Origin of the sequence: Halococcus thailandensis JCM 13552, assembly GCF_000336715.1 — an archaeon.
Taxonomy (GTDB): Archaea; Halobacteriota; Halobacteria; order Halobacteriales; family Halococcaceae; genus Halococcus; species Halococcus thailandensis.
In genome coordinates this window covers 1-22,983 of the sequence record NZ_AOMF01000136.1, presented here as the reverse complement: position 1 = coordinate 22,983, position 22,983 = coordinate 1, and the positions used below count along the sequence as shown (strand labels likewise).

Annotated in this window: 26 protein-coding genes; 18 read left to right on the top strand and 8 right to left on the bottom strand. The window is 64.7% G+C overall.

The features are described from left to right. Positions 1 to 347, bottom strand: a 347-nt coding sequence (tnpA, locus tag C451_RS06335; protein WP_007738940.1) for an IS200/IS605 family transposase, incomplete at its 3' end; no start/stop codon positions are given. Between the two features lie 472 nt (positions 348 to 819). Between tnpA and C451_RS06330 the strand changes: the two genes are divergently transcribed. From C451_RS06330 to C451_RS06285, 10 genes are all read left to right on the top strand, one after another. Beyond that, a complete protein-coding gene (locus C451_RS06330) occupies positions 820 to 1,164 on the top strand; it encodes a DUF488 domain-containing protein (protein WP_007738938.1) in 345 nt (114 codons plus the stop codon). Between the two features lie 160 nt (positions 1,165 to 1,324). Next, entirely contained in the window at positions 1,325 to 2,026 is a 702-nt protein-coding gene (locus tag C451_RS06325) for a DUF4013 domain-containing protein (protein WP_007738935.1), read from the top strand. Between the two features lie 209 nt (positions 2,027 to 2,235). Continuing rightward, entirely contained in the window at positions 2,236 to 2,691 is a 456-nt protein-coding gene (locus tag C451_RS06320) for an FxLYD domain-containing protein (RefSeq protein ID WP_007738933.1), read from the top strand. Between the two features lie 142 nt (positions 2,692 to 2,833). Then, positions 2,834 to 3,988: a metal-dependent hydrolase family protein gene (locus C451_RS06315; protein ID WP_049913013.1), complete on the top strand. Its 1,155-nt coding sequence runs from the start codon at positions 2,834 to 2,836 to the stop codon at positions 3,986 to 3,988. 104 nt (positions 3,989 to 4,092) lie between these two features. After that, complete coding sequence (locus C451_RS06310) at positions 4,093 to 4,620, top strand: SHOCT domain-containing protein (RefSeq protein ID WP_007738929.1); 528 nt, start codon at positions 4,093 to 4,095, stop codon at positions 4,618 to 4,620. A 231-nt stretch (positions 4,621 to 4,851) separates the two neighbouring features. Then, the gene (locus C451_RS06305; protein WP_007738928.1) at positions 4,852 to 5,400 is read left to right on the top strand and encodes a ribbon-helix-helix protein, CopG family; all 549 of its coding nucleotides are present in this window, start codon (positions 4,852 to 4,854) and stop codon (positions 5,398 to 5,400) included. Positions 5,401 to 5,521: 121 nt separating this feature from the next. Beyond that, positions 5,522 to 6,730, top strand: a complete 1,209-nt coding sequence (locus C451_RS06300; RefSeq protein WP_007738927.1) for an Nramp family divalent metal transporter — start codon at positions 5,522 to 5,524, stop codon at positions 6,728 to 6,730. Continuing rightward, positions 6,731 to 8,764, top strand: a complete 2,034-nt coding sequence (locus tag C451_RS06295; RefSeq protein WP_007738926.1) for a hydantoinase/oxoprolinase family protein — start codon at positions 6,731 to 6,733, stop codon at positions 8,762 to 8,764. Further along, complete coding sequence (locus C451_RS06290; RefSeq protein WP_007738925.1) at positions 8,761 to 10,404, top strand: hydantoinase B/oxoprolinase family protein; 1,644 nt, start codon at positions 8,761 to 8,763, stop codon at positions 10,402 to 10,404. The genes C451_RS06295 and C451_RS06290 overlap by 4 nt, the downstream gene beginning before the upstream one ends. Beyond that, positions 10,401 to 11,117 carry a maleate cis-trans isomerase family protein gene (locus C451_RS06285; protein WP_007738924.1) on the top strand — a complete coding sequence of 239 codons (717 nt, stop codon included), beginning with the start codon at positions 10,401 to 10,403 and terminating at the stop codon, positions 11,115 to 11,117. The genes C451_RS06290 and C451_RS06285 overlap by 4 nt, the downstream gene beginning before the upstream one ends. Positions 11,118 to 11,356: 239 nt before the next feature. Here C451_RS06285 and C451_RS06280 read toward each other — a convergent pair whose 3' ends face one another. Together C451_RS06280 and C451_RS06275 are read right to left on the bottom strand one after the other, a co-directional pair. Then, on the bottom strand, positions 11,357 to 11,707 hold the full coding sequence (locus C451_RS06280) for a hypothetical protein (RefSeq protein WP_007738923.1): 351 nt from the start codon (positions 11,705 to 11,707) through the stop codon (positions 11,357 to 11,359). A 138-nt stretch (positions 11,708 to 11,845) separates the two neighbouring features. Next, the gene (locus C451_RS06275; RefSeq protein ID WP_007738922.1) at positions 11,846 to 12,229 is read right to left on the bottom strand and encodes an SWIM zinc finger family protein; all 384 of its coding nucleotides are present in this window, start codon (positions 12,227 to 12,229) and stop codon (positions 11,846 to 11,848) included. A gap of 429 nt (positions 12,230 to 12,658) precedes the next feature. Here C451_RS06275 and C451_RS06270 point away from each other — a divergent pair, with 429 nt between their 5' ends. Then, a complete protein-coding gene (locus C451_RS06270; protein ID WP_007738921.1) occupies positions 12,659 to 12,979 on the top strand; it encodes a DUF7116 family protein in 321 nt (106 codons plus the stop codon). Here the strand turns inward: C451_RS06270 and C451_RS06265 are convergent. Next, the gene (locus C451_RS06265; RefSeq protein WP_007738920.1) at positions 12,976 to 14,151 is read right to left on the bottom strand and encodes a pyridoxal-phosphate-dependent aminotransferase family protein; all 1,176 of its coding nucleotides are present in this window, start codon (positions 14,149 to 14,151) and stop codon (positions 12,976 to 12,978) included. The two genes, C451_RS06270 and C451_RS06265, sit on opposite strands and share 4 nt — an antisense overlap. 71 nt (positions 14,152 to 14,222) lie before the next feature. Between C451_RS06265 and C451_RS06260 the strand changes: the two genes are divergently transcribed. The 4 genes from C451_RS06260 to C451_RS06245 all read left to right on the top strand — a co-directional run bounded on the left by C451_RS06260 (position 14,223) and on the right by C451_RS06245 (position 16,817). Further along, complete coding sequence (locus C451_RS06260; RefSeq protein WP_007738919.1) at positions 14,223 to 15,257, top strand: metal-dependent hydrolase; 1,035 nt, start codon at positions 14,223 to 14,225, stop codon at positions 15,255 to 15,257. A 37-nt stretch (positions 15,258 to 15,294) separates the two neighbouring features. Continuing rightward, positions 15,295 to 15,879 (top strand): hypothetical protein, encoded by a 585-nt coding sequence (locus tag C451_RS06255; protein WP_007738918.1) that lies wholly within the window; start codon positions 15,295 to 15,297, stop codon positions 15,877 to 15,879. Further along, positions 15,876 to 16,544: a hypothetical protein gene (locus C451_RS06250; RefSeq protein WP_007738917.1), complete on the top strand. Its 669-nt coding sequence runs from the start codon at positions 15,876 to 15,878 to the stop codon at positions 16,542 to 16,544. The genes C451_RS06255 and C451_RS06250 overlap by 4 nt, the downstream gene beginning before the upstream one ends. Positions 16,545 to 16,616: 72 nt before the next feature. Beyond that, complete coding sequence (locus C451_RS06245; RefSeq protein ID WP_007738916.1) at positions 16,617 to 16,817, top strand: dodecin; 201 nt, start codon at positions 16,617 to 16,619, stop codon at positions 16,815 to 16,817. A 24-nt stretch (positions 16,818 to 16,841) separates the two neighbouring features. Here the strand turns inward: C451_RS06245 and C451_RS06240 are convergent, their stop codons facing one another. Beyond that, positions 16,842 to 18,188 (bottom strand): alkaline phosphatase family protein, encoded by a 1,347-nt coding sequence (locus C451_RS06240; RefSeq protein WP_007738914.1) that lies wholly within the window; start codon positions 18,186 to 18,188, stop codon positions 16,842 to 16,844. Between the two features lie 272 nt (positions 18,189 to 18,460). Here C451_RS06240 and C451_RS21975 point away from each other — a divergent pair, with 272 nt between their 5' ends. Both C451_RS21975 and C451_RS06235 read left to right on the top strand, forming a co-directional pair. Beyond that, positions 18,461 to 18,613: a DUF2080 family transposase-associated protein gene (locus C451_RS21975; protein ID WP_007738913.1), complete on the top strand. Its 153-nt coding sequence runs from the start codon at positions 18,461 to 18,463 to the stop codon at positions 18,611 to 18,613. Positions 18,614 to 18,616: 3 nt separating this feature from the next. Further along, positions 18,617 to 19,849 (top strand): RNA-guided endonuclease InsQ/TnpB family protein, encoded by a 1,233-nt coding sequence (locus C451_RS06235; protein WP_007738912.1) that lies wholly within the window; start codon positions 18,617 to 18,619, stop codon positions 19,847 to 19,849. A 13-nt stretch (positions 19,850 to 19,862) separates the two neighbouring features. Here C451_RS06235 and C451_RS24020 read toward each other — a convergent pair whose 3' ends face one another. Next, positions 19,863 to 19,991 (bottom strand): hypothetical protein, encoded by a 129-nt coding sequence (locus C451_RS24020; RefSeq protein ID WP_004053815.1) that lies wholly within the window; start codon positions 19,989 to 19,991, stop codon positions 19,863 to 19,865. A gap of 161 nt (positions 19,992 to 20,152) precedes the next feature. On the opposite strand from C451_RS24020, the gene C451_RS06230 reads away from it, so the two are divergent. Continuing rightward, complete coding sequence (locus tag C451_RS06230) at positions 20,153 to 22,021, top strand: hypothetical protein (protein ID WP_007738911.1); 1,869 nt, start codon at positions 20,153 to 20,155, stop codon at positions 22,019 to 22,021. On the opposite strand, the gene C451_RS06225 is transcribed toward C451_RS06230, so the two are convergent. Together C451_RS06225 and C451_RS06220 are read right to left on the bottom strand one after the other, a co-directional pair. Further along, complete coding sequence (locus C451_RS06225) at positions 22,022 to 22,420, bottom strand: transporter associated domain-containing protein (RefSeq protein ID WP_007738910.1); 399 nt, start codon at positions 22,418 to 22,420, stop codon at positions 22,022 to 22,024. Next, positions 22,398 to 22,904, bottom strand: coding sequence for a CBS domain-containing protein (locus C451_RS06220; RefSeq protein WP_007738909.1), 507 nt, complete (start codon positions 22,902 to 22,904; stop codon positions 22,398 to 22,400). Before C451_RS06220 ends, C451_RS06225 begins: the two co-directional genes overlap by 23 nt. Positions 22,905 to 22,983 lie beyond the last annotated feature (79 nt).

Here is a 22,983-nt window from a genome sequence, read left to right as displayed (position 1 = left end):
CCCGTCGAGATGAGACAGTACGAGTCGTTCCAGAACGAATCTCCCTGTTCGTCCTTGAGTTCGGGGAACTCATTTCGAACCCTCCGCGCAGTCGCTCCCTTGAGCGTGTTGACGAACTTCACGAGGTCCGTCGTGGGTTTCGTTTTGAACAGGACGTGTATATGGTCGTCTTCGCCGTCGAGGTGCGAGACTTCAACGCCGTAGTTGTCCGCGAACCCGTCGATGACCCCGTGTATGAAATTGGTTCGGTCTTCGGTTAGAACCCCACGCCGATACTTTGTGACGAGTATCAGGTGATAGTGGAGGGAATAGACCGAGTGTGAACCTGAGTTGAGGCCGTAAGACATTGGGTTCACTCATATGTACGCCACCCCACTACATGGACCTTCCGACGCATGGCGAATCGGCCGAAAGAACAGATGATGACGGCGCTGTATCCCCTCCCTACTCCGCTCCTTGTCCGCCGTTCGGCGGACTGTGCTACTCGTTGAGGAAGGGGAATTAGCGCCTGCCGAACACGTACCGTTAAACGAGTGTCGTCTGGATAGTGTTCTCTAATAAATTTCCGGCAGTTCATCGTAGCGATAATGGTATCTACAACAATCTGGGAAATGGTACGTTCCAGTTAGGGCGGATCAGCTGATTTCGGCAGACAACTGAAGTCCCCCGCTTCAACACAGCCGTCGGTTTAGCTACCGGCTGAACCGGTTGGACCCGTTTTCTCGGCTCGTCGTGGCGTTCAGTACGACGGGCCGATTGTGGTCGACAGAAGATGGGCGAACACCATATCTCGACCACCGCGCAAGTCAGGTACTGTACATGCCAATCCAGACAAAGCGCATTTACGAAGAGCCCGATCCGGAGGACGGGACACGCGTGCTGGTCGATCGTCTCTGGCCGCGTGGCGTCTCGAAAGAGGACGCGGCGTTAGATCGATGGGCCAAAGACGCTGCGCCCTCCGACGAACTCCGCAACTGGTTCGATCACGACCCCGAGCGATGGGACGAATTCAAGGAGCGATACAGGGACGAACTGAGCGATCGGGACGTCGTCGACGAACTCCGCGAGCTGGCCGACGGTGGAACGGTGACGCTGCTGTATGCCGCAACGGACCGCGAGCACAACAACGCAGTCGTTCTTCGAGACGTCCTCGAATCCGAATAACGGAGATTTGACCCCCGATGCAGACTGCTCGTGGAATGATTTGCGATGATTTATCGGCATTCGTGAAATTAGAGAAATAGTTATCTGCGCCGGCGACCTACTATCGGTCGAGAACGGAGTAACGCCGCCTCCGGCGGCTGTTCGGTCTCGGTGACACGAAATGATACAAGACTCGATAACCTACCTGCGGAACAGCGACGAGCTCGCGAAGACGATCCTCATCGGCGGCGTGCTCTCGATTCTGAGCGTCCTGCTCGTCCCGGCGTTCGTCGTGTCGGGCTACCTCGTGCGCGTCCTCCGGAGCGCAATCGACGGCGAAGCGACGGCCCCGACGTTCGGTGAGTGGGGCGAACTGTTCGTCGACGGGCTGAAAGCGTTCGTGATCGCGTTCGTCTACGGGCTCGTCCCGACGATCGCCGCGTTCGTCCTCGTCGGCGGGAGCCTCGTCGCCACGTTCTCGACGGAGAGCGGTGCGGGCCTGCTCGGCGGAGTGGGCCTTCTCTTCGGGCTGGCCGTCTCGATGGTGCTCGGACTCGCCGCGTGGTATCTGATCCCCGCCGCGACCGCGAACTTCGCCACGATCGGTCGCCTGAGCGCCGGTTTCGACGTCGGTGCGCTGCGCCCGATCGTGACGAGCAGGAGCTACGCCACCGGCTGGCTGCTGGCGCTCGGCGTCGTCGTCCTCGCCGCGGTCGTTGCCGGGGTGCTCAACGCGATCCCCGTGCTAGGGACGATCGTGGGCGTGTTCGTCAGCTTCGCCGCCAGCGTCGTCGCCTACCACATCATCGGCCGGACGTGGGCCGACCTCCAGCCGATCGCGACACGCGACAACGGCGTGATCGACGACCGACCGGTGGCCTGAGAACACCCGACCGGCCTGGGCGGCCGAGTTCGCGATGGCTCGTGCCGACATCACCGTTTTTGATTGTGTTGACTGTATGAAACTCCGTCCTGGGACTGATTGGGCATCGACTTCTGAGCGCGATTGATCCGCATGGCTGCGGACGAACCCGTTCCCCGCGACAGTCCGCGTTTCGAAGTGCTATCGTTCCTGGAGTGTCTGGACGGCCCATGAACCGCAGGGAGTTCGTCGCCGTCGGTGCTGGGGGTGGGGCACTGCTGGTTGCCGGTCTGGGTGCCGTCCTCGGCGATAGCCGTCTCGACGACGGTCCCGCCTACGGCACGGTTGCCACACCGCCCAGTTCCGGGACGACAACGCTCGACAACGGACTGGAGGCCTCGCTGTACGCCGACGGCATCGTCGCCCTCTTCGGCGCGTCGCTGACCGTCGACATCGAGGGTGGGACGGCCATCGCCGGACGGCTGCGAAACGTTTCCGAAGAGCCGCTCGAGGAGGTCCGGCTCAGGGTGGAGTTCCTCGGCGAGGAAGAGGAGGTTCTGGCGCAGGGGTGGGTCGCCGAACGGAGCCTCTCGGCCGGGGCAGACTGGGAGTTCGTCGTCTCCTACCCCGGCGACGATCCCGATCGCATCGCGGCGGCGGCCATCGCCGAAATCGACGCCTACTGAACCCGTCACCGCCTCCAGCCCGAGAACGCGGTCGAGATACTGATCGGATCGCTGCCAACGAATCCGTGTGAGGGTCGTTCGACGGTCGGGTTTGTCTCGTTTCGACCCACTCCTTTTTGCCGTCCTAGCGACGAGCATCGCCGTGCTCGTCATCGAGAACGTCACCGTCGTCGACGCGACCGGCGCCCGAGAGGGGCCACTGACGATCGAAAACGGCCGGATCGAACGCATTGGGAAAGCTCCGGACGACCCCGACGACGTCATCGACGGCGGTGGCGGCGTGGTCGCCCCGGGATTGATCGACTCGCACGTCCACGTCTCGATGGATGGCCGGGCCGACACCGCCTCGCTGACCGCGCAGTCGCCGTCGATGCTCGCCTACCGTGCCGCCGCGAACCTCGAACGGACGGTTCGTGCGGGCGTGACGACGGTTCGCGATCTCGGCTCGCCGGGAACCCTTGGGCCGGACACGCGTGATGCGATCGCCGAGGGGATCATTCAGGGCCCGCGCGTCGTCCCCTGTGGCTCACCGGTCGTCATCACCGGCGGTCACGGCCACTGGTTCGGACGAGAAGCCGACGGGCCGGCCGAGGTGCGAAAAGCGGTCAGAGAACAGTTAAAGAACGGGGCCGAGGTGATCAAGACGATGGCGAGCGGTGGCGTACTGACCGAGGGTGCCGACATCGGCGGTCACGAGATGTCGCCCGACGAACTCGAGACGCTCGTCGCCACGGCGAACGCGAAGGACCGCCCGACAGCGGCACACTGTCACAGCACCGAAAGCATCGCCAACGCGACGACGGCCGGCATCGACAGCGTCGAGCACGGCACGTTCATGGACGACGCGACGGCGGCGGCGATGGCCGACGCGGGGACGTACTGGGTGCCGACGGCCTCGGCTCTCCACGGGATCGTCGAGCACGGCACCGACGCCGGGATCCCCGACTGGGCGGTCGCGAAAGCGCGGGAAGCGACCGACGCTTTCGAGGACGCATGGACGCACGCGCTCGATCACGATGTCCCGATCGCGATGGGCACCGACGCCGGCACGCCGTTCAACGATCACGCCGACGCCGCTCACGAACTCGAGCTGATGGTCGAGTATGGACTGAGCGCCGAACGGGCCTTCGCGGCGGCGACGGTGAACGCTGCCGATCTCCTCGGGCTCGACGACGTCGGAACGCTCGATCCAGGCTCCCGTGCCGACTGTGTCGTGCTCGACAGCGATCCCCGCGAGGACGAAAGCGCATACCACGACCCGCAGGCAGTCGTCGCGGACGGCACTGTCGTCCGATGAGGGCCACCGACACAGTTACGCGGTCACGTCTGCTGTCGCTTTCCGCTCTCAGGTCGGAATTCCCCGCTGTTAAAGATAAGTGATCGGCAGCCATAGCGGCTCGCATGGGCTGGTTGAGCAGACACTCGCTCGCGATCTCGTCGATCGTGTTGCTGGTCTCCAGCGTCTTGCTGGCCGTCGTGTTCGGTTACGCGGCACTGATCGCCTACTCGGGGCTCGCGGCGGGCACGGCGCTCGCCAGCGTGCTCATGGAGCTCGCCGTCCCCTATCTCCCGATCGTCGCATTGCTGCTGGTGCTCGTCGTTGTCTCCGGGACCGTCGCGACGTGGAGCGCTCTGCGCCGGCTGTCGATCCCGAGAAGCGAGCGGTTCGGCACCGCGGCCGAACGGATCGAGGACCGGTATCCAGTCGTCGATGGATTGGGAATCTCCGAGTTCGTCTCGCCACCCGAGCCGACGACCGAGGACGCGCTCGCGGACCTGAAGCGGCAGTACGTCGCCGGCGAACTCGACGAGGCGGCCTTCGAGCGCAAACTCGACCGTCTCGTCGCCAACGAGTCGGTCGACGACGTCCGCGCCGAACGCGAGCGTAGAGCTGTTCTGGACGAGTCGTCGAACGGTTCCGGCCGCTAAGCATGGCTTACGACGCCAGAACTTCGAGAGATACCAGATCCCTGACCTCGTCGGAAAGCCGAACACCGGTTGCACCATCCGATTCCTGTCTCCCTGCTACCCGGACCGGAGCCGCTGACCTGATCACTTGACTCCCGGTGGTGAGACACACTCGAAGCGGTGAACATGGTTGACGAACAGCAGCTGAATCGTCCACGAAAGAGTGTTGTCCGCATGGGTCCGTCATCCACTATGACTGGCGATCGCGTTACGGTCTCGCTAGACGACGATGCAAGCGCTGCTCTCGAAACGCTCACCGATCGTACCGAGGACGGCCACAGCGAACTCGTCAGACAGGCGCTCACGTTCTACGCTGCGAATTTCGAGGCAGCGACCGCCAACAGGGAGATCGATCTCGGTGTCTATTACCGGATGCTCGCGGGCGGCGAACACGTCCTTCTCGACGTCGATTTCCTCCACTGCTTTCTCGACTTCGTCGAAACCGACGCCGGCGATCCGGATCCCGATTTCCTGGCGTCGGCCGATCGCGTCTCGGAGTACCACGCGAGCGAGTACGAGAAACGGTTCTCGAGCCTCGGCGATCTACTCGACTGGCTCTCGTTCTGTGGCTTTCTCACAGTCCGGACGACCGACGATGACACGTACCACGTCGTTTTCCCGACCGAATCGATGAAGTGGTTTATGCTTCGGTTCATCGAACGGACCACCACGGCCCTCGATTTCGAACTCGAGGTCGACGAGGGCGTCTCGAAGGTCCTGCTCACCGAACGCGCCGCGTGACGACGGATCCCGCCCCTCCGCGAACGCCGTCGCGTTCATACGACTGCATACTGTATGCACACCGGCCACAGCAACTCTTTTCAATGAATTGTGTGATCAACTGCCGTGAGGTAGATTATCAATGGGATTCATACAGCGACTACGGGCGATCGGTCCGGGCGCGATGGTCGCGGCGGCTTTCATCGGCCCCGGTACCGTGACGACCGCGAGCGTCACCGGTGCACGGTTCGACTACGCGCTGGTCTGGACGCTCGCCTTTTCGATACTGGCGACGATCGTTCTCCAGGAGATGAGCGCCCGTCTCGGGCTCGTCTCACGCGAGGGACTCGGCGAGGCGTTGCGCGATCAGTTCGACAACCCGATCGCGAAGTGGGGCTCGATCCTCCTCGTCGTCGCCGCCATCGGGGTCGGCACGGCTGCCTACGAAGCCGGGAACATTCTGGGCGGGGCAGCCGGACTGGAGACCATCACCGGTGTAAGTTCAACCATCTGGGGGATTGTCATCGGTGTCGTGACCGGCGCACTCCTCTATACAGGCAAATACAAGCTCATCGAGCGCGCGCTCGTCGGACTGGTCGCGATCATGGCCGTCTCCTTTCTCGTATCGGCGGCGCTCATCGGTCCCGATCTCGGTGCGCTCGCGGTCGGATTCGTCCCGAAGATCCCGGAGGGATCGCTCTTCCTCATCACAGGACTAATCGGGACAACCGTCGTCGGCTACAACCTCTTCTTGCACGCGAGCAACGTCCAGGAGCGCTGGAGTGGACCAGATGAGTTGGGGGCATGTCGGACCGATACCGTGATCTCGGTCATTATCGGTGGTACCATCACGATCGCGGTGCTCGTGACGGCTGCCGCCGCGTTCCCGACCGGCACCGAGATCACCGACATCGGGCGGATGGCCGAACAGCTCCGCCCGATCGCCGGCCCATACGCGGCGCTATTCTTCAGTATCGGTCTGTTCGCCGCAGGGTTCACCAGCGCGACGACGGCCTCGCTGGCTGGTGCGTACGCTACGGCGGGCGCGCTGGGCTGGGAGACGGACCTCTCATCGTCCCGCTTTCAGTCGGTGTGGGGAGTCATTCTCCTCGTCGGCATCTCGTCGGTCTTCGTCGGCGGTAGCCCCGTCGAGATCATCGTCTTCGCACAGGTCGTCAACGGCATACTCCTGCCGATCGTTGCGGTCTTCCTCATCGTCGCTATGAACTCGGAAACACTTCTCGGAGAGTACACCAACGGTACGGTGTCGAACGTCCTCGGTGGTATCGTCACGGTGATCGTCGTCTGGCTCGGTATCCGGTCACTGCTCACGGTGGCGGGGGTGATCTAGATGGCTTCCGAAGAGCGCCTCGCTGCCGACGGCCACGACATCCGCCTTGGTGTCGACGTCGGCGGCACGTTCACCGATGTCGTTCTCCTCGACGGCGACGATCTCACGACCGCGAAGGTGCCGAGCACCGACGATCAGAGCGTCGGCGTGATCGAGGGTATCGAGAAAGCCTGCGCCGAGGCCGATATCGGCCCGGAAAACGTCGACTCGTTCGACCACGGGATGACCGTCTCGGTCAACGCTCTCCTCGAAGAGGCTGGCGCGACGACGGCGCTGGTCACGACCGCAGGGTTCAGGGACGTCCTCGAGATCGGCCGCCAGGACCGGCCCGCGCTGTACGATCTCGACGCCGAGAAGCCGACGCCGCTGGTCCCCCGTCGGCGACGGTACGAACTCGACGAACGAGCGACCGTCGACGGCATCGAGACGCCGATCGACGAGGACGAGGTGCGAGCACTCGCCAACGATCTCGACGATGACGTCGAATCCATCGCGATCTGTCTGCTCCACGCGTACGCCCATCCCGACAACGAGCGCCGTGTCGCCGAACTCCTCCGGAAGGAGTGCGACGCCCACGTCTCGGTCTCCCACGAGGTGCTCGCGGAGTTCCGCGAGTACGAACGCACCGCCACGACGGTCGCCGACGCGTACGTCACCCCGGCGATCGACAGCTACATCGGCCGGCTCGAGAGCCGTGCCGAAGAACTGGGCGTTCCCGCACCGCGCGTGATGCAGTCCAACGGTGGCATCGCCGACCCAACGACCGTCCGCGAGAATGCCGTCACCACCGTCCTGTCGGGACCGGCGGCGGGCGTCGTCGGTGCCGAAACGACGGCTACCGGCCAGGCCGACGATCTGGAGGGGCTCATCACCTTCGATATGGGCGGGACCTCCTCGGACGTGAGCCTCGTCCGCGACGGCGACGTCGAGCGCACGACCGACGCCACGATCGACGGTCGCCCGATCGGCGTGCCGATGGTCGATCTCACGACCGTGGGGGCCGGCGGCGGCTCGGTCGCGTGGGTCGATGCCGGCGGCGCGCTGCGCGTCGGCCCTGAAAGTGCGGGGGCGAAGCCAGGGCCTGCCTGTTACGGTCGTGGCGGCACCACGCCGACGGTCACGGACGCGAACGTCGTCCTCGGCTACATCGGCGGGAGCTCCGCACTCGGCGGCGAACTCGAACTCGACGAGGAGGCGGCCCACGACGCGCTCGCCGCTCTCGCCGACGAAGCCGACCTCGACGGGCCGATCGAAGCCGCCCGCGGGGTCTATCGCGTGGCGAACGCGACGATGACCCGTGCGATCCGTTCGATCACCGTCGAGCGCGGTCACGACCCCCGCCGGTTCGGCCTCGTTGCCTTCGGCGGTGCGGGACCGATGCACGCGATCGCGCTGGCCGACGCCCTCGACATCGAACGGGTCGTCGTGCCACGTGCCTGCGGCGTGCTGTCGGCGTACGGCCTCCTGGCGGCCGACGAGAAACACGACGCCGTTCGCACCCACCGAACGCCGCTCGACGATCTCGACGTCGATACCGTCGAGAGTGCCTACGACGAGCTCGCCGCACGCGTCGGCGCGGATTCGTCGGCTCCGGACGCAACTCGCATCGAGCGGGCCGCAGACTGTCGATACGCCGGCCAGAGTTTCGAACTCACGATCCCTGTCGAGGAGCCGATCGATTCGGACGCGCTCGCCGAACGGTTCCAGCAGGCCCACGAGACCGCCTACGGCTATCGGATGGACGATGCCGTCGAACTCGTCACGCTCCGGACGACGGCGACAATCGAGCGCGAACCGACGACACCTACGTACGTCGGCGACGGCGAACCACGAAAAGACAGTCGAACGGCGATCTTCGGTGACGAACGCCACGAGACGCCGGTCTACGCTCGCGAAGCCCTCGCCACCGACCACGAACTGACCGGCCCGGTGATTCTCGAAGGTGGAGAGAGCACCGTCGTCGTGCCACCGTCGTGGAGCGGGACGATCAGTACGGACGGCACGCTCGTCCTCGAACGGGAGGTGAGTCGATGAGCAGTGACGAGCCGGCACTCGATGCGGTCACGCTCGAAATCATCCGGAACCAGCTCGAAGGCGTCGCCGAGGAGATGGGCGAGGTGCTTATCACGAGCGCGTACTCGCCGAACATCAAGGAACGTCGGGACTGCTCGACCGCGCTGTTCGACGCCGACGGGCGGCTCGTCGCCCAAGCCGAACACATTCCTGTGCATCTCGGTGCGATGCCCGAGGCGGTCGCCGCGGTTCTCGACCACGATCCACGCCCGGGCGACGTGTTCGTGCTCAACGATCCCTTCGCTGGCGGGACGCATCTCCCGGACATCACGATGGTCTCACCGATCATTCTCGGAGAGGACGCTGCCGACGACGAGATCGTCGGCTATGCCGTGTCGCGCGCTCACCACGCCGACGTCGGCGGGATGACGCCCGGGAGCATGCCGGCTGGTGCGCGCGAGATCCACCAGGAAGGGCTGCGCCTCCCGCCGACGCGACTCGTCGAGGGTGGCGAGATCGACACGGATGTTCGCGAGCTGATCCTCGCGAACGTTCGTAACGCCCGAGAGCGCTGGGCGGATCTGCGCGCCCAACTCGCGGCCAACGAGCGCGGCGGCGAGCGCCTGCGATCACTGCTCGACGAGCACGGCCGCGAACAGCTGCTCGCCGCGTTCGATGCGGTGATCGACTACTCGCGCGAGCGGATCACGAGTGAACTCGCCGCCCTGCCCGACGGCACCTGGAGTGCGAGCGATGCCCTCGAAGGCGATGGCGTGACCGACGCCGAGATCCCTATCGAGGTGAGCGTCACGCTCGATGGCGGCGAGGCGACGGTCGACTTCGAAGGCACAGCCGAACAGGTCGCAGGTAACCTGAACGCGCCGCTCGCGGTGGCCAAGAGCGCCGTCTACTTCGTGCTTCGTTGCGTGACCGATCCCGAGATCCCGCCGAACCAGGGCTGTTACGAACCGATCACCGTCACCGTCCCCGAGGGAACGCTACTGAATCCCGAGCCGCCAGCGGCTGTCGTCGGCGGCAACGTCGAGACGAGCCAGCGCGTGACCGACGTCACCTTCGCCGCGCTCGCCGACGCCGCACCCGAGGTGGTGCCCGCGGGCGGCCAGGGAACGATGAACAACCTCACGATCGGCGGGCGGACCGACGGTGGGAACGAGGAGTTCTCGTATTACGAGACGATCGGCGGCGGCTTCGGTGCTCGGCCCGACAACGACGGGATGGACGGCATCCAGGTCGGCATGACGAACACCCTGAACACGCCCGTGGAGGCGCTCGAAGCGGCCTATCCGCTCACCGTCGAGCGCTACGCGCTCCGCTCAAACAGCGGCGGCGCGGGACGCTATCGCGGCGGACTGGGGATCGAGCGCTCTGTCAGACTCGAAACCAGCGCGACGGTGTCGCTACTCACCGAACGACGCCGCATCGCACCCCGTGGCATCGCCGGCGGCGAGGACGGCGCGACCGGCGAAAACCGCATCAACGGGGAGCCCGTTCCGGCGAAGACGACCCGCGAGGTCGCAGCCGACACCACGGTTACCGTCCGCACGCCTGGCGGTGGCGGTCACGGCGATCCCACTGAACGTGATCCGACACTCGTGGAACGGGACCGCTCGGACGGAAAGACGGGGGATGACGAACGATGAGGGGCTGGCGCGCCCGGATCGGCCTCGTCGTCCCCTCCTCGAACACGACCGTCGAGCCGGAACTGACGAACGCCTGCCCGCCGGGAACGAGTGTTCACACTGCCCGGATGCCCCTCGAGGACGTCACCGCGGACGACCTCGACGCGATGGCCGAGCGTGCAATCGAGTGTGCGGAACGGCTGGCTCACGCCGATGTCGATGTCATTGCCTACGCCTGCACGACAGGTAGTCTCCTCCACGGGCACGGCTTCGACGCCGAACTGGAAGCGGAAATCGGGGCGACGGCGGACTGTCCGGCCGTGGCGACCGCGCTCTCGGTTGAACGTGCCCTCGATACGCTCGATTGCCAGCGTATCGCTCTCGCAACACCGTACGTGAACGACCTCACTCGACGAGAGGTAGACTATCTCGAAGAAAGTGGCCACGAAATCGTCGCCGTCGACAATCGAGGTATCACGGCAAACACCGATATCGGCGCACTTTCCCCTGAGGACGCTTATCGACAGGTCGACGCACTTCTGGCCGATGCTGACGATTCCGACGGCGTCTTCGTCTCCTGTACGAACTACCCGTCGTTACCGGTGGTCGAGACGCTTGAAGCTGACCGTGGACTCCCAGTCGTCACCAGCAACGCCGCGACACTGTGGGATGCACTCCAGTCAGTCGATGTCGCTACAGACGGCCCAGGCCAGTTGTTCGCTCGTAACCAATAGCACGGTCCACACCCGCCATTTCCGAGCAATCGTCAGGGTAACGCTCGTCGACATCTCATACGTCATCTGGATCAAGGACGGTATACCCAAGTGACATCCTCCCCGCCCTACCGCTTGCCTGACGGCTCGCTCCTTGAGAGATGGGCTTTGATGTGAGAGTCATTTGGTCGCCGATTGCTTGACTGAGTCAGTCGGCCACAGATGTCCATGCAGAAGATGTTCCGTGCCGGATTGTTGGTTTATTTTGAATTATTGTTTTCAGAACCTTCCTCTATCTCATCAGCTTCGTCCTCCGCCTCGGACTGGACGCTCTCCATATCGACGTCCGTGTCGAGTTGCTCCTCGTCGACGGCCGATTCGAGCGTCTCGCGGTCGGTCACCGCGCCGATCCCCTGCTCCTCGACGGCCGATTTGATCTGATCGGTGTCGATCGCCGAATCGACGTTCTCCTCGCTCGTTCGCGATTTGAGCGCGCGCTTGACGACCACGTATCCCACGGCCGCTGCACCACCGGTCGCGATCGCACCGGGGATGCCGGCGCGTTTGTAGCCATGCTTGACCGCCTTCTTGCCGAGTGCGAGTCCGATCATCACATGGAGGTTCGTTGCTCGGCGATCAAAACGTCGGGGCGCTCGTTTGCAAGCACGGTGAACCCGACACAGCTTGCGCGATCACCTGGGCGGTCAAGCCCCGCAGCACTCGCCGTCTTTTCTGTAGCGAAGCCAGCGCTATCGGAACTGATCGAGATCACGCTGGAGGCTCACGAGCTCCGCGCGCTGGGCCGCGAGGTTGGCGATGTGATCGTCGAGCGCATCGAGTGCACTCTGAACCTCCTCATCGATCGCGTCGAGATCGCGACTGCCGGCCTCGATGCGGGCACGACGGATGTGCTTGCAGTCGGCCTCCCGATACATGAAGTCGGGACAGGTACAGGAGGGAGTCCGGATGTCGACGAGGTACTCGATACCCTCCTCGCTGTAGACCTGGTAGATGTCGGGTCCGTGCTCGATGACAGTCAAGCGTTCCGAGAGCGCCCGTCGATCGCGCTTGTCGATATCGTGCTTGAACGGTTGCGTTGCGAGTGCTTCGTCGTAGGACGTGGACGTGCTCATGACTGTGTATCCGATTCGGGGATCGGCCCCGCGTTCTCGACCCGCATCACCGCCTCGTCGTCGCGACGGTCCTCTCGGTCTGTGCTCACTGTCATGTATCATCGAAGGTACTCCACTGGGATAAGACGTCGTTAACAACACACTGAAAGTGAAGTCACTACGATTGAAACGGTCGAAATCACTCGGTAGTGGTGCTGTGGAAGTGATTAGTGACACATTCGCCACGTTGGCCCCATCGTGGGTCGAGACAGTCCCCGTTGTCATCGCTCCCGTACGGCCGATCGGCGGCCGCTTCAATTCGGATCATAGTGCAGACGGTCACAACCAGGCGATCCGGTGATGGAACCCCCGTCGAGCACGAAGGGATGGCAAAACAACGATCCAATTCGCACGAACGTTTATGATGTCGGCGTGCGTATCTCTCTGTCAATGGGGACTGTTACCACAACCCCGTCCGAGGAGGCGCGGTCGATATTCACGGAACTCGGCTACACCGTCTCGGGCAGCGGCTGCGAGCTCAGAGCCGAACGTAAGTGGCGCGTCGTCCGCGTCACGGCCGCCGACGAGGCGACCGAGCTGCCTGAATCGGGCGAACTCCGCTGTTTCGTCGCGTGGATGGATGCGGCCCACGATCTCAGGGAGCGCCTGCTCGACGCCAAACCCGACTACGACTGGGCGGTCATCGGTGTCGACAGTGCGGGCGAGTACGACGTGCTCCATCCGTCGCTCGGCCCAACGCTACTCGCCTAGTTCGACAGCTCTTTTCGCGCCGCCGCGAGTCCCGCATCGGCATCGATCCCGTCGCTTTCACCGAGAACGTCGCCGAGCGCGCCGAGCACCGACAGCACGTTCGAGCGGCGTGCAGAGTGACCCATGCAGCCGATCCGGAGGATTTCACCGGAGAGATCGCCCAGGCCGCCCGCGACCTCGATGTCGTAGCCGTCGAGCAGTTCGTCGGTCACAGTGGAGTCCTCGATGTCGGCGGGCAGGCGAACGGTGTTCAGGCTCGGCAGCCAGCTCGTGCTCGCGAGTTCGAGGCCCATCGCCTCGATGCCGGCTCGCAGCCCGTTCGCGACGCGTTCGTGGCGCTCCCAGCGCGCTTCGATCCCTTCCTCGGCGGCGAGGCGAAGCGCCTCCCGCAGCGCGTAGACGTTCGTGATCGGGGCGGTGTGGTGATAGGCACGCTCCTCGCCCCAGTAATCGGTGAGCTCGGTGAGATCGAGATACCAGGAGTTCACCGGCGATTCGCGCCCTTCGATCTTCGCCATCGCCCGCTCGCCGAGCGTGAGGGGACTCGCCCCCGGCGGCGCGGAGAGACATTTCTGGGCGGCCGAGTACGCCGCGTCGACCTCCCACTCGTCGACCTTGAGCTCGACGCCACCGAACGTCGTCACCGCGTCGACGATGGTGAGCGCGTCGTTGTCGTGGGCGAGTTCGGTGAGTGCCGGCACGTCGGGCTGGAGCACGCCGGTGCTCGTCTCGCCGTGGACGAACGCCAGCAGGTCGGGGTCGTGGGCGTCGAAGGCTGCACGCACGTCGTCGATATCAAGCGGTTCGCCCCACGGGGCGTCGACCGTCACGGTCTCACCGCCGACCCGTTCGACCATCGACGCCATCCGCCCGCCGAAGTAGCCGTTGCCGGGGACCACGACCGTATCGCCCGGTTCGGTGAGATTCGCGATGGCGGCCTCCATCGCCGCCGAACCGGTCCCGCTGATCGGGACCGTCCACTCGTTGTCGGTCCGGAAGACGTACCGGAGGAGCTCCTGGACCTCGTCCATCAGATCGACGAACGCGGGGTCGAGATGGCCGACGAGCGGCGTGGTCATCGCACGGCGAACGCGCGGGTGGACGTCGCTCGGGCCAGGTCCCATCAACGTTCGGTTGGGTGGGGTGAGTTCGCCCACCGCGGGTCGTTCCATACCGGGGTGATTCGGGCAGCGTTGAAATGCCGTTCGTTTCGTGATGCTGACGGTCCCACCACGAACGGTTTATGCCCGTCCCGGCCGTCAGCAGCGGTATGTTCGTCGGCCACGCACTGGGTGCGTTCGCGACCGTCGCGGGCGGGGCGCGCCTGGTCGGCTGCTCGCGCAAGCACTCGCTGGCCCTCGGTGCGTCGGCGGGCGCGTTCGCCGCCGCCCCCGACGTCGACATCCTCTACGCGCCGGTTGGCCTGGCCGAAGCCAGCGGCGTCGCCGACGCCGCCGAGAGCTTCTGGTCGGCCGGCAACCTCGTCCACCGCGCGGTGACCCACTCGCTGGTCGTCGGCACGGTCGTCGCCGTCGCGCTCTGGTTCTGGAGTCGCGCACGGAGCGGGAAGTCGAGCGACGAAGACGGCGACTCGCTGCTGAATCTTGGGCATCTCCGTGCGCTGCTGAACGCCGAGTCCGGTGGCGCGCTGCTCGCGCTCGGCGGGCTGGTCGCGGTCGCCGGCGTCGTGAGCGGGCCGCTCGGCGCGCTCGTGATGGCCGCGTTCGCGCTCACGAGTCTCGCGATCGCCGAACTCGGCGCACACTACGGCGATCTCGGGCCGAAAGCGATACTGGTGACGGCGCTGATCGGCTTCATCAGCCATCCGTTCGGCGATCTGTTCACCGGCGAGCCGCCACACATGCTCTACCCGTTCGCCACCCGGCTCGTGAGCGAGCGGATCATCCTCACCGCCGATCCGACGCTGCATCTGCTCGGCTCGTTCTGGCTCGAACTGCTCACCATCTGGCTCGCGGCGATCGTCTACTGCGAGCTCACCGACCGCAGCCCGACGAGCCACATCCACGGGCGCGCGACGCTCGGGGTCGCCTACGCGGTGGCCGCGCTCGCGGTGCCCGCGCCGACGGTCGATTCGTCCTACGAGTTCGTCTTCAGCGTGCTCGCGGTCGGTGCCGTCGGGCCGGCCCCGCTCGTCCACCGCCTCCGTCGATCCCGGCGGGCGATCGATGCCGAGAGCGTTCTGACGGCCGCCCTCACCGGGCTGACGGCGGTGACGCTCGCGTCGATCGCCTACGCCGCCGTCTATCTCGTGCTCTGAGGGGAGGGATGAAGTCCCCCGACGACGAAGGCGAGCCATGTCACGCGCGGAGCTCGATCGATTGCTCGAAAGCAAGCGGGCCAACGCTCTGCTCGCCTGGATCTTCGTCGCGTTCGTCGCCATCGTCGCGGTCGTCTCGCTGGTCCGCGGCCGGCTGCTCTGGGCGATCTTCGCCGCGACCGTCGTCGTGCTCTCCGTGCTGCCGGCCATCGCGCTCCGCTCGGCGCTGGTGATGGTGCCCTGGGAGGTGCTCGCCCTCGCAGCCCTGCCGACGCTCGCGCGCGCGTTCAGCCCGCCAGTCGGTGGGATCGCTACCTATCTCGCGGTGGCGGCGCTCGCGCTCATCGTCGCGGTCGAACTCCACCTGTTCACGGCCGTGGAGATGAGCTATCGCTTCGCCGTCGGCTTCGTCGTGATCGCGACGCTCGCGGCCGCGGGCGGCTGGGCGGTCATCCGCTGGGTCGCCGATCTCTATCTCGGCACGGGCTTTCTCGGCTCCGAGGACGCGCTGATGTGGGAGTTCGTCGCCTCGACGGTCGCCGGTGTCGGTGCCGGCCTGTTCTTCGAGGGCTACGTCCGTCGGCGACTCCCGCCCGAACGACTGCCCGAGGTGGCCCGATGAGGCTGCGCGACCGCCTCGGTATCTCCGAACGCCGCCAGCGCCAGCTCACGCGCGCGTTGGAGGTCGGTCTCGTCGGCATGTTCGTGCTCGGCCTCCTCCAGGGCAACACGACCGTCATCGTCAACACGCTGCTCGCGCTCGGGGTGACGCGACTGCCCGGAATACTCCAGCGCGATTACGGCATCCCGATGGACGCGGGGCTGACGCTCTGGATCACGGCCGCGGTCTTCCTGCACGCCTTCGGCGGCGTCGGCCTGCCCTGGACGTCGCTGTCACCCTACCAGTCGCTGTGGTGGTACGACCACGTGACTCACGCGCTGTCGGCGTCGGTCGTCGCGGCCGTCGGCTACGCGGCCGCCCGCGCGCTCGACGTCCACAGCGAGGAGGTCTCCTTTCCCTCGGAGTTCATGGTCGTGTTCATCTTCCTGTTCGTGCTCGCCTTCGGGGTCTTCTGGGAGGTCATCGAGTTCACGGTCAGCTCGCTCTCGGCACTGATCGGCTCGGGTACCGTCCTCACCCAGTACGGGCTCGAAGACACGATGCTCGACCTGATCTTCGATACGATCGGCGCGGCCGTCGTCGCCATCTGGGGCGGCGCACGACTGAGCGGCGTCGTCGATGCCATCGTCGCACGGCTCGACACCCGCGAACGCGAGACCGGCTGAGTCGTCCACGAGCGGGCAACGACGGCCGCGAAGTGGGGGTTTATACTCCTGCCGGCTGAAACGCACGCCGCGATGGTCTACAAGAAAATCACGATGATCGGCACGAGCGACGACGGGTTCGAGGCGGCCGTCGACGACGCCGTCGACCGCGCCGAGGACACGCTCAACAACGTCAAATGGGCCACCACGGAGAACCTCGGCGTCGAGATCGCCGAGGCCGACGGTCGCGAGTATCAGGCCGAAGTCGAGATCGCCTTCGAACTCGACGAATAGCGGTTCAGCCCTCTATTTCTCCGCTCAGGCGAGGCTCGCACCGTCGAACTCGCTGCGGTCGTAGTCGATCTCCATGAGATCGAGCAGCGTCGGCGCGACGTCGAAGAGGTCGGTGTCGCCGCCGATCCGTGCGGTCGGTTCGTCGACGAGCAGGGTAGCGTTGTCGAAGCTGTGCATCCCGTTGCGCGGACCGGTGTCGAAGACCTCGTCGTGGCCCGAAAAGCCGGCCTTGAGGTCGAAACCGTGGTTCGGGATCGCCACGAGATCGGGGGCGATGTCGTCGTGTGCGCCCCGGAAGGCGTCGTCCTTCTCGACGACGCGCTCGCAGACCTTCCGGCCGTCGGGGCCTTCGAGCGTTTCGAGAGCCTTCTTCAGTTCGGTGCGCTTGTCCTCGTAGTCCTCCTCGGCCACTGCGCCCCGTGGCTCGCGCCCTTCAAGGTTGATGTAGAACCGTCCGGGGATGAACGCGTATGCCTCGGTGTCCTCGGAGATGTCCCCGAGACTGTCGTGGTCGTCCTCGCCGTACGAGAGCCAGCCCTCGCGCTGGAGCCACTCGTTGAAGTGGACCTCGTGGTCGAGGCTGGTGAAGCCGTGGTCGGCGGCGACGACCATCGTCACGTCCTCGGGCAGCATCTCGCGCAGACGGCCGAGGTAGTCGTCGACTTTGCTGTAGATGTCGAGGAACTCCTCTTTGTACTCGCCGTCCTCCTCGTAGTGTTTGAACAGGAAGTGGTTCACGCGATCGGTCGTCATGAACACGCCGAAGAAGAGGTCCCAGTCGTCCTGCTCGATGTAGTGGGAGAACCCTTCGAAACGTCCGTCGAGGGTCGCGTGGGCGTCCTCGACGAAGTCGGTCTTGTCGTCGTCGTGGCCGAGCTTCGCGTTGTTGTCGATCCGGTAGCCGGTCCCGTTGAGCGTCTCGCGCAGTTCGTCGGGGTAGGCGGCCTCGTCGACGCCCGGCGAGAGAAAGCCCGAGACCATCCGCTGGACGTCGCGCTGGGGCGGGAACGTGACGGGCACGTTCATCACGGTGGCGTCGCGGCCCTCCTCTTCGACGCGATCCCAGACGCGGGTCGCCTGGACGTCACGACCCATCGGCACGTAGGTGTCGTAGGAGCCGATCTCGCGGTCCTGGAAGCCGTACACTCCCGTCTCCCCGGGGTTTACTCCCGTCGTGAGCGCGGGCCAGCAGGCGCTCGATTCGGGCGGTACGATCGAATCCATCGGGCCGGCGCTGCCCTCCTCGGCGATCGCGGTGAGGTTCTCGAAGACGTCCGGATTGTCCTCGATCAGGCTGTACGGAACCCCGTCGATGCCGAAGAAGGCAACCCGTGGAGCGTCGTCGCCAGTGAGGCGGTCGAACAGTCCCATGGGTGGGTCAGTTCGGGCGCGTACAAAGAAGATTCGTTTCGCTCCCCTTATCTGATTTCAGGCGCTAGGGCTCCTCCCTCAAGGAGTGCGACCGAAGGGAGCGCGAGTAGGGAGGATACAGCGTCCCCAGAACGCGAAGCGTTCTGGTGTGCGAACGAGACGCTTCGCGTCTCGTCAACGCCGTCATCATCTGAACTTCCGAGGTTTCGGCGTGTCAGCTAACTGGACCACGAGCGATAGGCTTAAGCGTATCTACCACGTAGATACTGACGATGGACCGGCACGAGATAGAAGGCCACGAAGTCGTGGAGAAAACCGTGAAGCCCACCGGCAACGGTGCTCACGTCTACCTCCCGAAGTCGTGGATAGGAGCGACCATAAAGGTCGTTCGCACCTCCGAACTCGACCCCGATTCAGACGAGTAGACCATGCTCAACTACAGGTTCCGGCTCAACCCCACGCCCGCTCAACGCGAGCAGTTAGCGTGGACGCTGGACACCTGCCGACAGGTCTACAACCACTTCCTCCACCGCCTGAATCGCGTCGAAGACACGTCGTCGTACAGCGAACAGAAACGACTACCGAAGCTCAAGGAGTGGTGGTCCGACCTGAAATCGGTCCACTCGAAAGTGCTCCAGAAGGTCGTTCAGCGATTGTACGACAACCTCTCGACGCTTCGTGGCCTCAAGGAAAACGGCCACCGCGTCGGTCAACTTCGGTGGAAAGGGGCGGGATACTACCATTCATTCACGTACAGTCAGTCCGGTTTCAAGCTCGACAAAAAGAGCGACCGCGACGAACTGTATCTCTCGAAGATTGGTTCGGTCCCGATAGTCGCACACCGCGACCTTCCCGCCGATGCAACCGTGAAATCCGTCACGGTGAAGCGCGAGCCGACCGGCAAGTGGTATGCCGTCCTCTCGGTCGAAACAGCCGACAACCCGCCGGAGAAACCGACGAACCCGGAGAACGTCGTCGGTATCGACGTGGGTATCCTGAAGTTCGCTCACGATACGGACGGTACGGCGGTCGAGTCGCTCGACCTGTCCCACGAACGCGAGCGACTGGAACGCGAACAGCGCGTCCTCTCACGGCGCGAACACGGCTCGAACAACTGGGAACAACAGCGGCGAAAGGTTGCCCGTCGTCACGCCGACATCAAGCGAAAGCGCCGGGATTTCCTCCACAAGTTGTCGAACTACTACGCCCGCGAGTACGATCTCGTGGCGGTCGAAGACCTCGACGTGAAGGGTCTGATGCAACTCGACGGCAACAGCCGCAACCGGGCGTCGGCGGCGTGGGGAACATTCCGTCGGATGCTCGCGTACAAGTGCGAGCGCGAAGGGACGCACTTCGCCGAGGTTCGACCGCACGGAACGACCAAAGAGTGCGCCCGATGCGGTGCGGAGACGGACAAGCCGTTGTGGGTCCGCGAGCACTCGTGTCCGGCGTGTGGCTTCACCGCCGACAGAGACGAAAACGCCGCGTGGAACGTCCTCCAACGTGGTGTCGAAAAAGCGGATATAGGCATGGGCAATGCCGAATCAACGCCTGCGGAGACCGTGGTCCCTACGGCGACCGCCTTTCAGCCGGTCGCTGCAAACCACGTCGCGGAAACAGGAAGCCCCGTCCTCAAGCGTAAGCCGTCAGGCGAGCGCTAGGGTGGGGAGGATGTCACTCGTGGTCGGCCAGCGGCCGGCCACAGGCCGGACAGCGCACGATATGCTGCTCGTGCTCGTCGTCGGCGCTGTCGGGGACCACCGTGGGATGATCCAACGCGACCGTGGTTCGTTTCGCTGCCATCACACCACCACTACCGTCCACGTACGCAAAAGACTACCCATAATTCCAACACATTCGTGGGGAACACCGGATAACCACGAGGAATATCCCGAACGATCATCGTAGTTTTCCGACGCTGTTCGCCGCACACGAACCACGGAGTTCCCCCATCGAAGCCATTTATGCACCCGCTCTCGAAGCGCTTCTCGAATGGCGGTGAGTATCTCCCCGCGTCAGAACCGGCTGGCTCGGAGACGTCGATCGTGATTCGACGGTCGCGGTTGTGGGCCGTCCTGCGCGACAGTCGCTCGCTGTGGCTGTTCGTCGTCTTCGCCATTGCGATCGCCACCCACGCGGAAACACTTCAATACTGGTTCGTCGCGACCGATACGCTGCCACTGATCGAGACCAGTCGCGTGCAGAGTCCGAGCGGCGTCGCCGAACTGTTCACACAGCCGTTGATGGCGGGCACGGATTTCGTCGAGACTGCGCTGTTCTACCGGCCGGTGTCGAGCCTCTCGTACACGCTCGAATACGCAGTCTGGGGGCTCTCACCGACCGGCTATCACCTCACGAACCTCCTGCTCCACGGGGTCGCCGCGGTGCTTGCTGCCATCACCATCGCCGAGATCACGCGCCGGCCCACCGTCGGCTATCTCGGTGCCGCCCTCTTCGCCATCCATCCGCTCACGGCCGGTGTCGTGCCGCCGATCGCCCGCCGTCAGGACGTGCTACTGACGGTGTTCGTTCTCGGTGCGCTCCTCCTGTTCGTCCGCAGCCGTCGCACGAACTCCCGCCGGCTGCTTGTCGGGGCGCTCGGTGCGTATGCAGCGGCTCTCGGAGCGAAGGAGCCAGCAGTCGCTCTGCCGGGGATAATCTTCGTGTGGCTCGTCCTCTATCGAGGGACCGGCGAGTGGCGATCGACCCTTCGGCGGGCCGTGACGGGAACGGCCCCGTTTGTGGCGGTGACCGTCGCCTACGCTCTCGTTCGCCTCGTCGTTCTCGGTGGGATTGGCGGCTATCGCACCAGTGCTGCGTCGGGACCGGGACTCGCAATCCTGTTCGTCCCGCTCAAATATCTTCGATGGGTGTTCCAGCCGACGGATGTCGTAGAGAGCGTTCTCACCGCTCTCCCGCGATCGGTACTCCTCGTAGCGGTGCTCGGCGGTGCGGCCATCGGCCTCACACTCGTTCGGTACGCCCGGCGTCGCGGTCTCGACACGACCGGACTGGTGGCACTGGTCGTCGCCGGTATCGCCGTCGAGGGGATGCTCGGGGTACACCTGCTGGCTCCCGCCATGAAAACCGTGCTGCCGTTCGGCCCGACCGAGTCGGCTATTGCGATCGGATATCTCGTCGATTCGCTGTTCATCGTCGGCTGTATGGCAGGGCTACTGGCGGCGATCCGCGGCTGTCGGATCGGCGATTCGTCGATGCGGACCCATCTCGTCTTCTTCGCCAGCTGGTCGGTGATCGTCCCGGGACTGCTGCTGGCGACCGGTGCTGGCATCGGCGATCCGTTGCGGATCGACGATCAGATCCAAACCGGCTATCTCTGTCTCGTCCCGGCAATGGCCGCCCTGTGTTTGCTCGGGCTCACTGCCGCCGAAGCGGTCGTCGCTGCGATCCGGTCGAGGACGATCCGCGTCGATGCGACCGTCGCACTCCTCGTGCTCACGGTGTCGTTGGTGCTCCCACTCGTCGTGACGTCTCCCCTCGTCGTGTCGAACGGTGATTGGAACGCTGCGGGCCAACTGAACCAGCAGCTTCTCACCGAACTCGACGACGAACTCGACGGAACAGCAGCCGACACACCGGTCCGCCTGCTCGACCAGCCGACGACCGGCAGTGTCGATCCACCTCACACAACGTCGGTCAAACGACTCCAGTCGTACTCGTTCGAGGCGTGGTTCGAGCTCCAGGAGCCACCGCAGAACAGGGCGGTCGAACTGGTCGGCCATCACGAACTGCGGCCACCGTACGACCGCCTTTCGGTCGAAGCAACGAGGGAAAACGGAACGGTCGTCGTCAGAGCAGTCACCTCGGGGTGATCACTCGACCGACGGTTCGTCGAGCGGTGCCATCGTGAGCGTCGTGATGCGAGTGTCGTCAACGCCGGTGACGGTGAGCGCGTAGCCGTCGAGCTCGACGCGATCGTCGATCTCGGGGGTTCGCCCGAGCCGGCTGAAGACGAGTCCGCCGATCGTTTCGAACTCTTCGCTTTCGAGCCCGCTCCCGACGGTCGTGTTGACCGTCTCGATCGGCACACCACCGTCGATCGCGTAACGGTCGTCCGCGCGCTCGCTGATCGTGGGCTCGTCCGTCGTCGCGTCGAACTCGTCGTGGATCTCGCCGACGATCTCCTCGACGGTGAGGATCCCCTCGAACGAGCCCCATTCGTCGATCACCGCGGCCATCTGCCGGTCCTCACGCTGGAAGTCGGTGAACACGTCGTCGATGAGTTTGTCCTCCGGGACGATCAGGATGTCGCGAGCGAGATCGCCGGCGGTCGGTTCGGGCTCGTCGGGTGCTGTCCCCCCGCCGGTCGATCTCGATTCGCAGTAAGTCCTGGACGTGGACGAAGCCGATCGGATGTTCGCCGTCACCCTGCTTGATCACGGGATAGCGCATGTGATGGCCTGCGGTGGCGATCTCGTACAGCGCCGAGAGCGGCGTCTCGGTATCGACCGCCTCGACGTCGGGTCGGGGCACCATGATCTGCCGGGCGATGGTCTCCTCGAGATCGAAGACGCCCTCGATCATGTTCAGTTCGTCAGTGTCGATATGGCCCTCTGCCTGGGACTGCGAGGCGGCGGTTCTGAGTTCGGCTTCGGTCTGTGACGTATCGACTTCGGACGCCGCCGGGACACCGAGCGCTCGCGTGAACAGGTTCGCCGTCCCGTTGAAGAGGACGAGTCCGGGCAGAAATGACATCCTCCTCGGCGTAAACGCCGAGGTTTCCCGACCGCAGTTGGGATATTAGGGTTCGCAGCGCACCCGTTCTTGTGGAAGG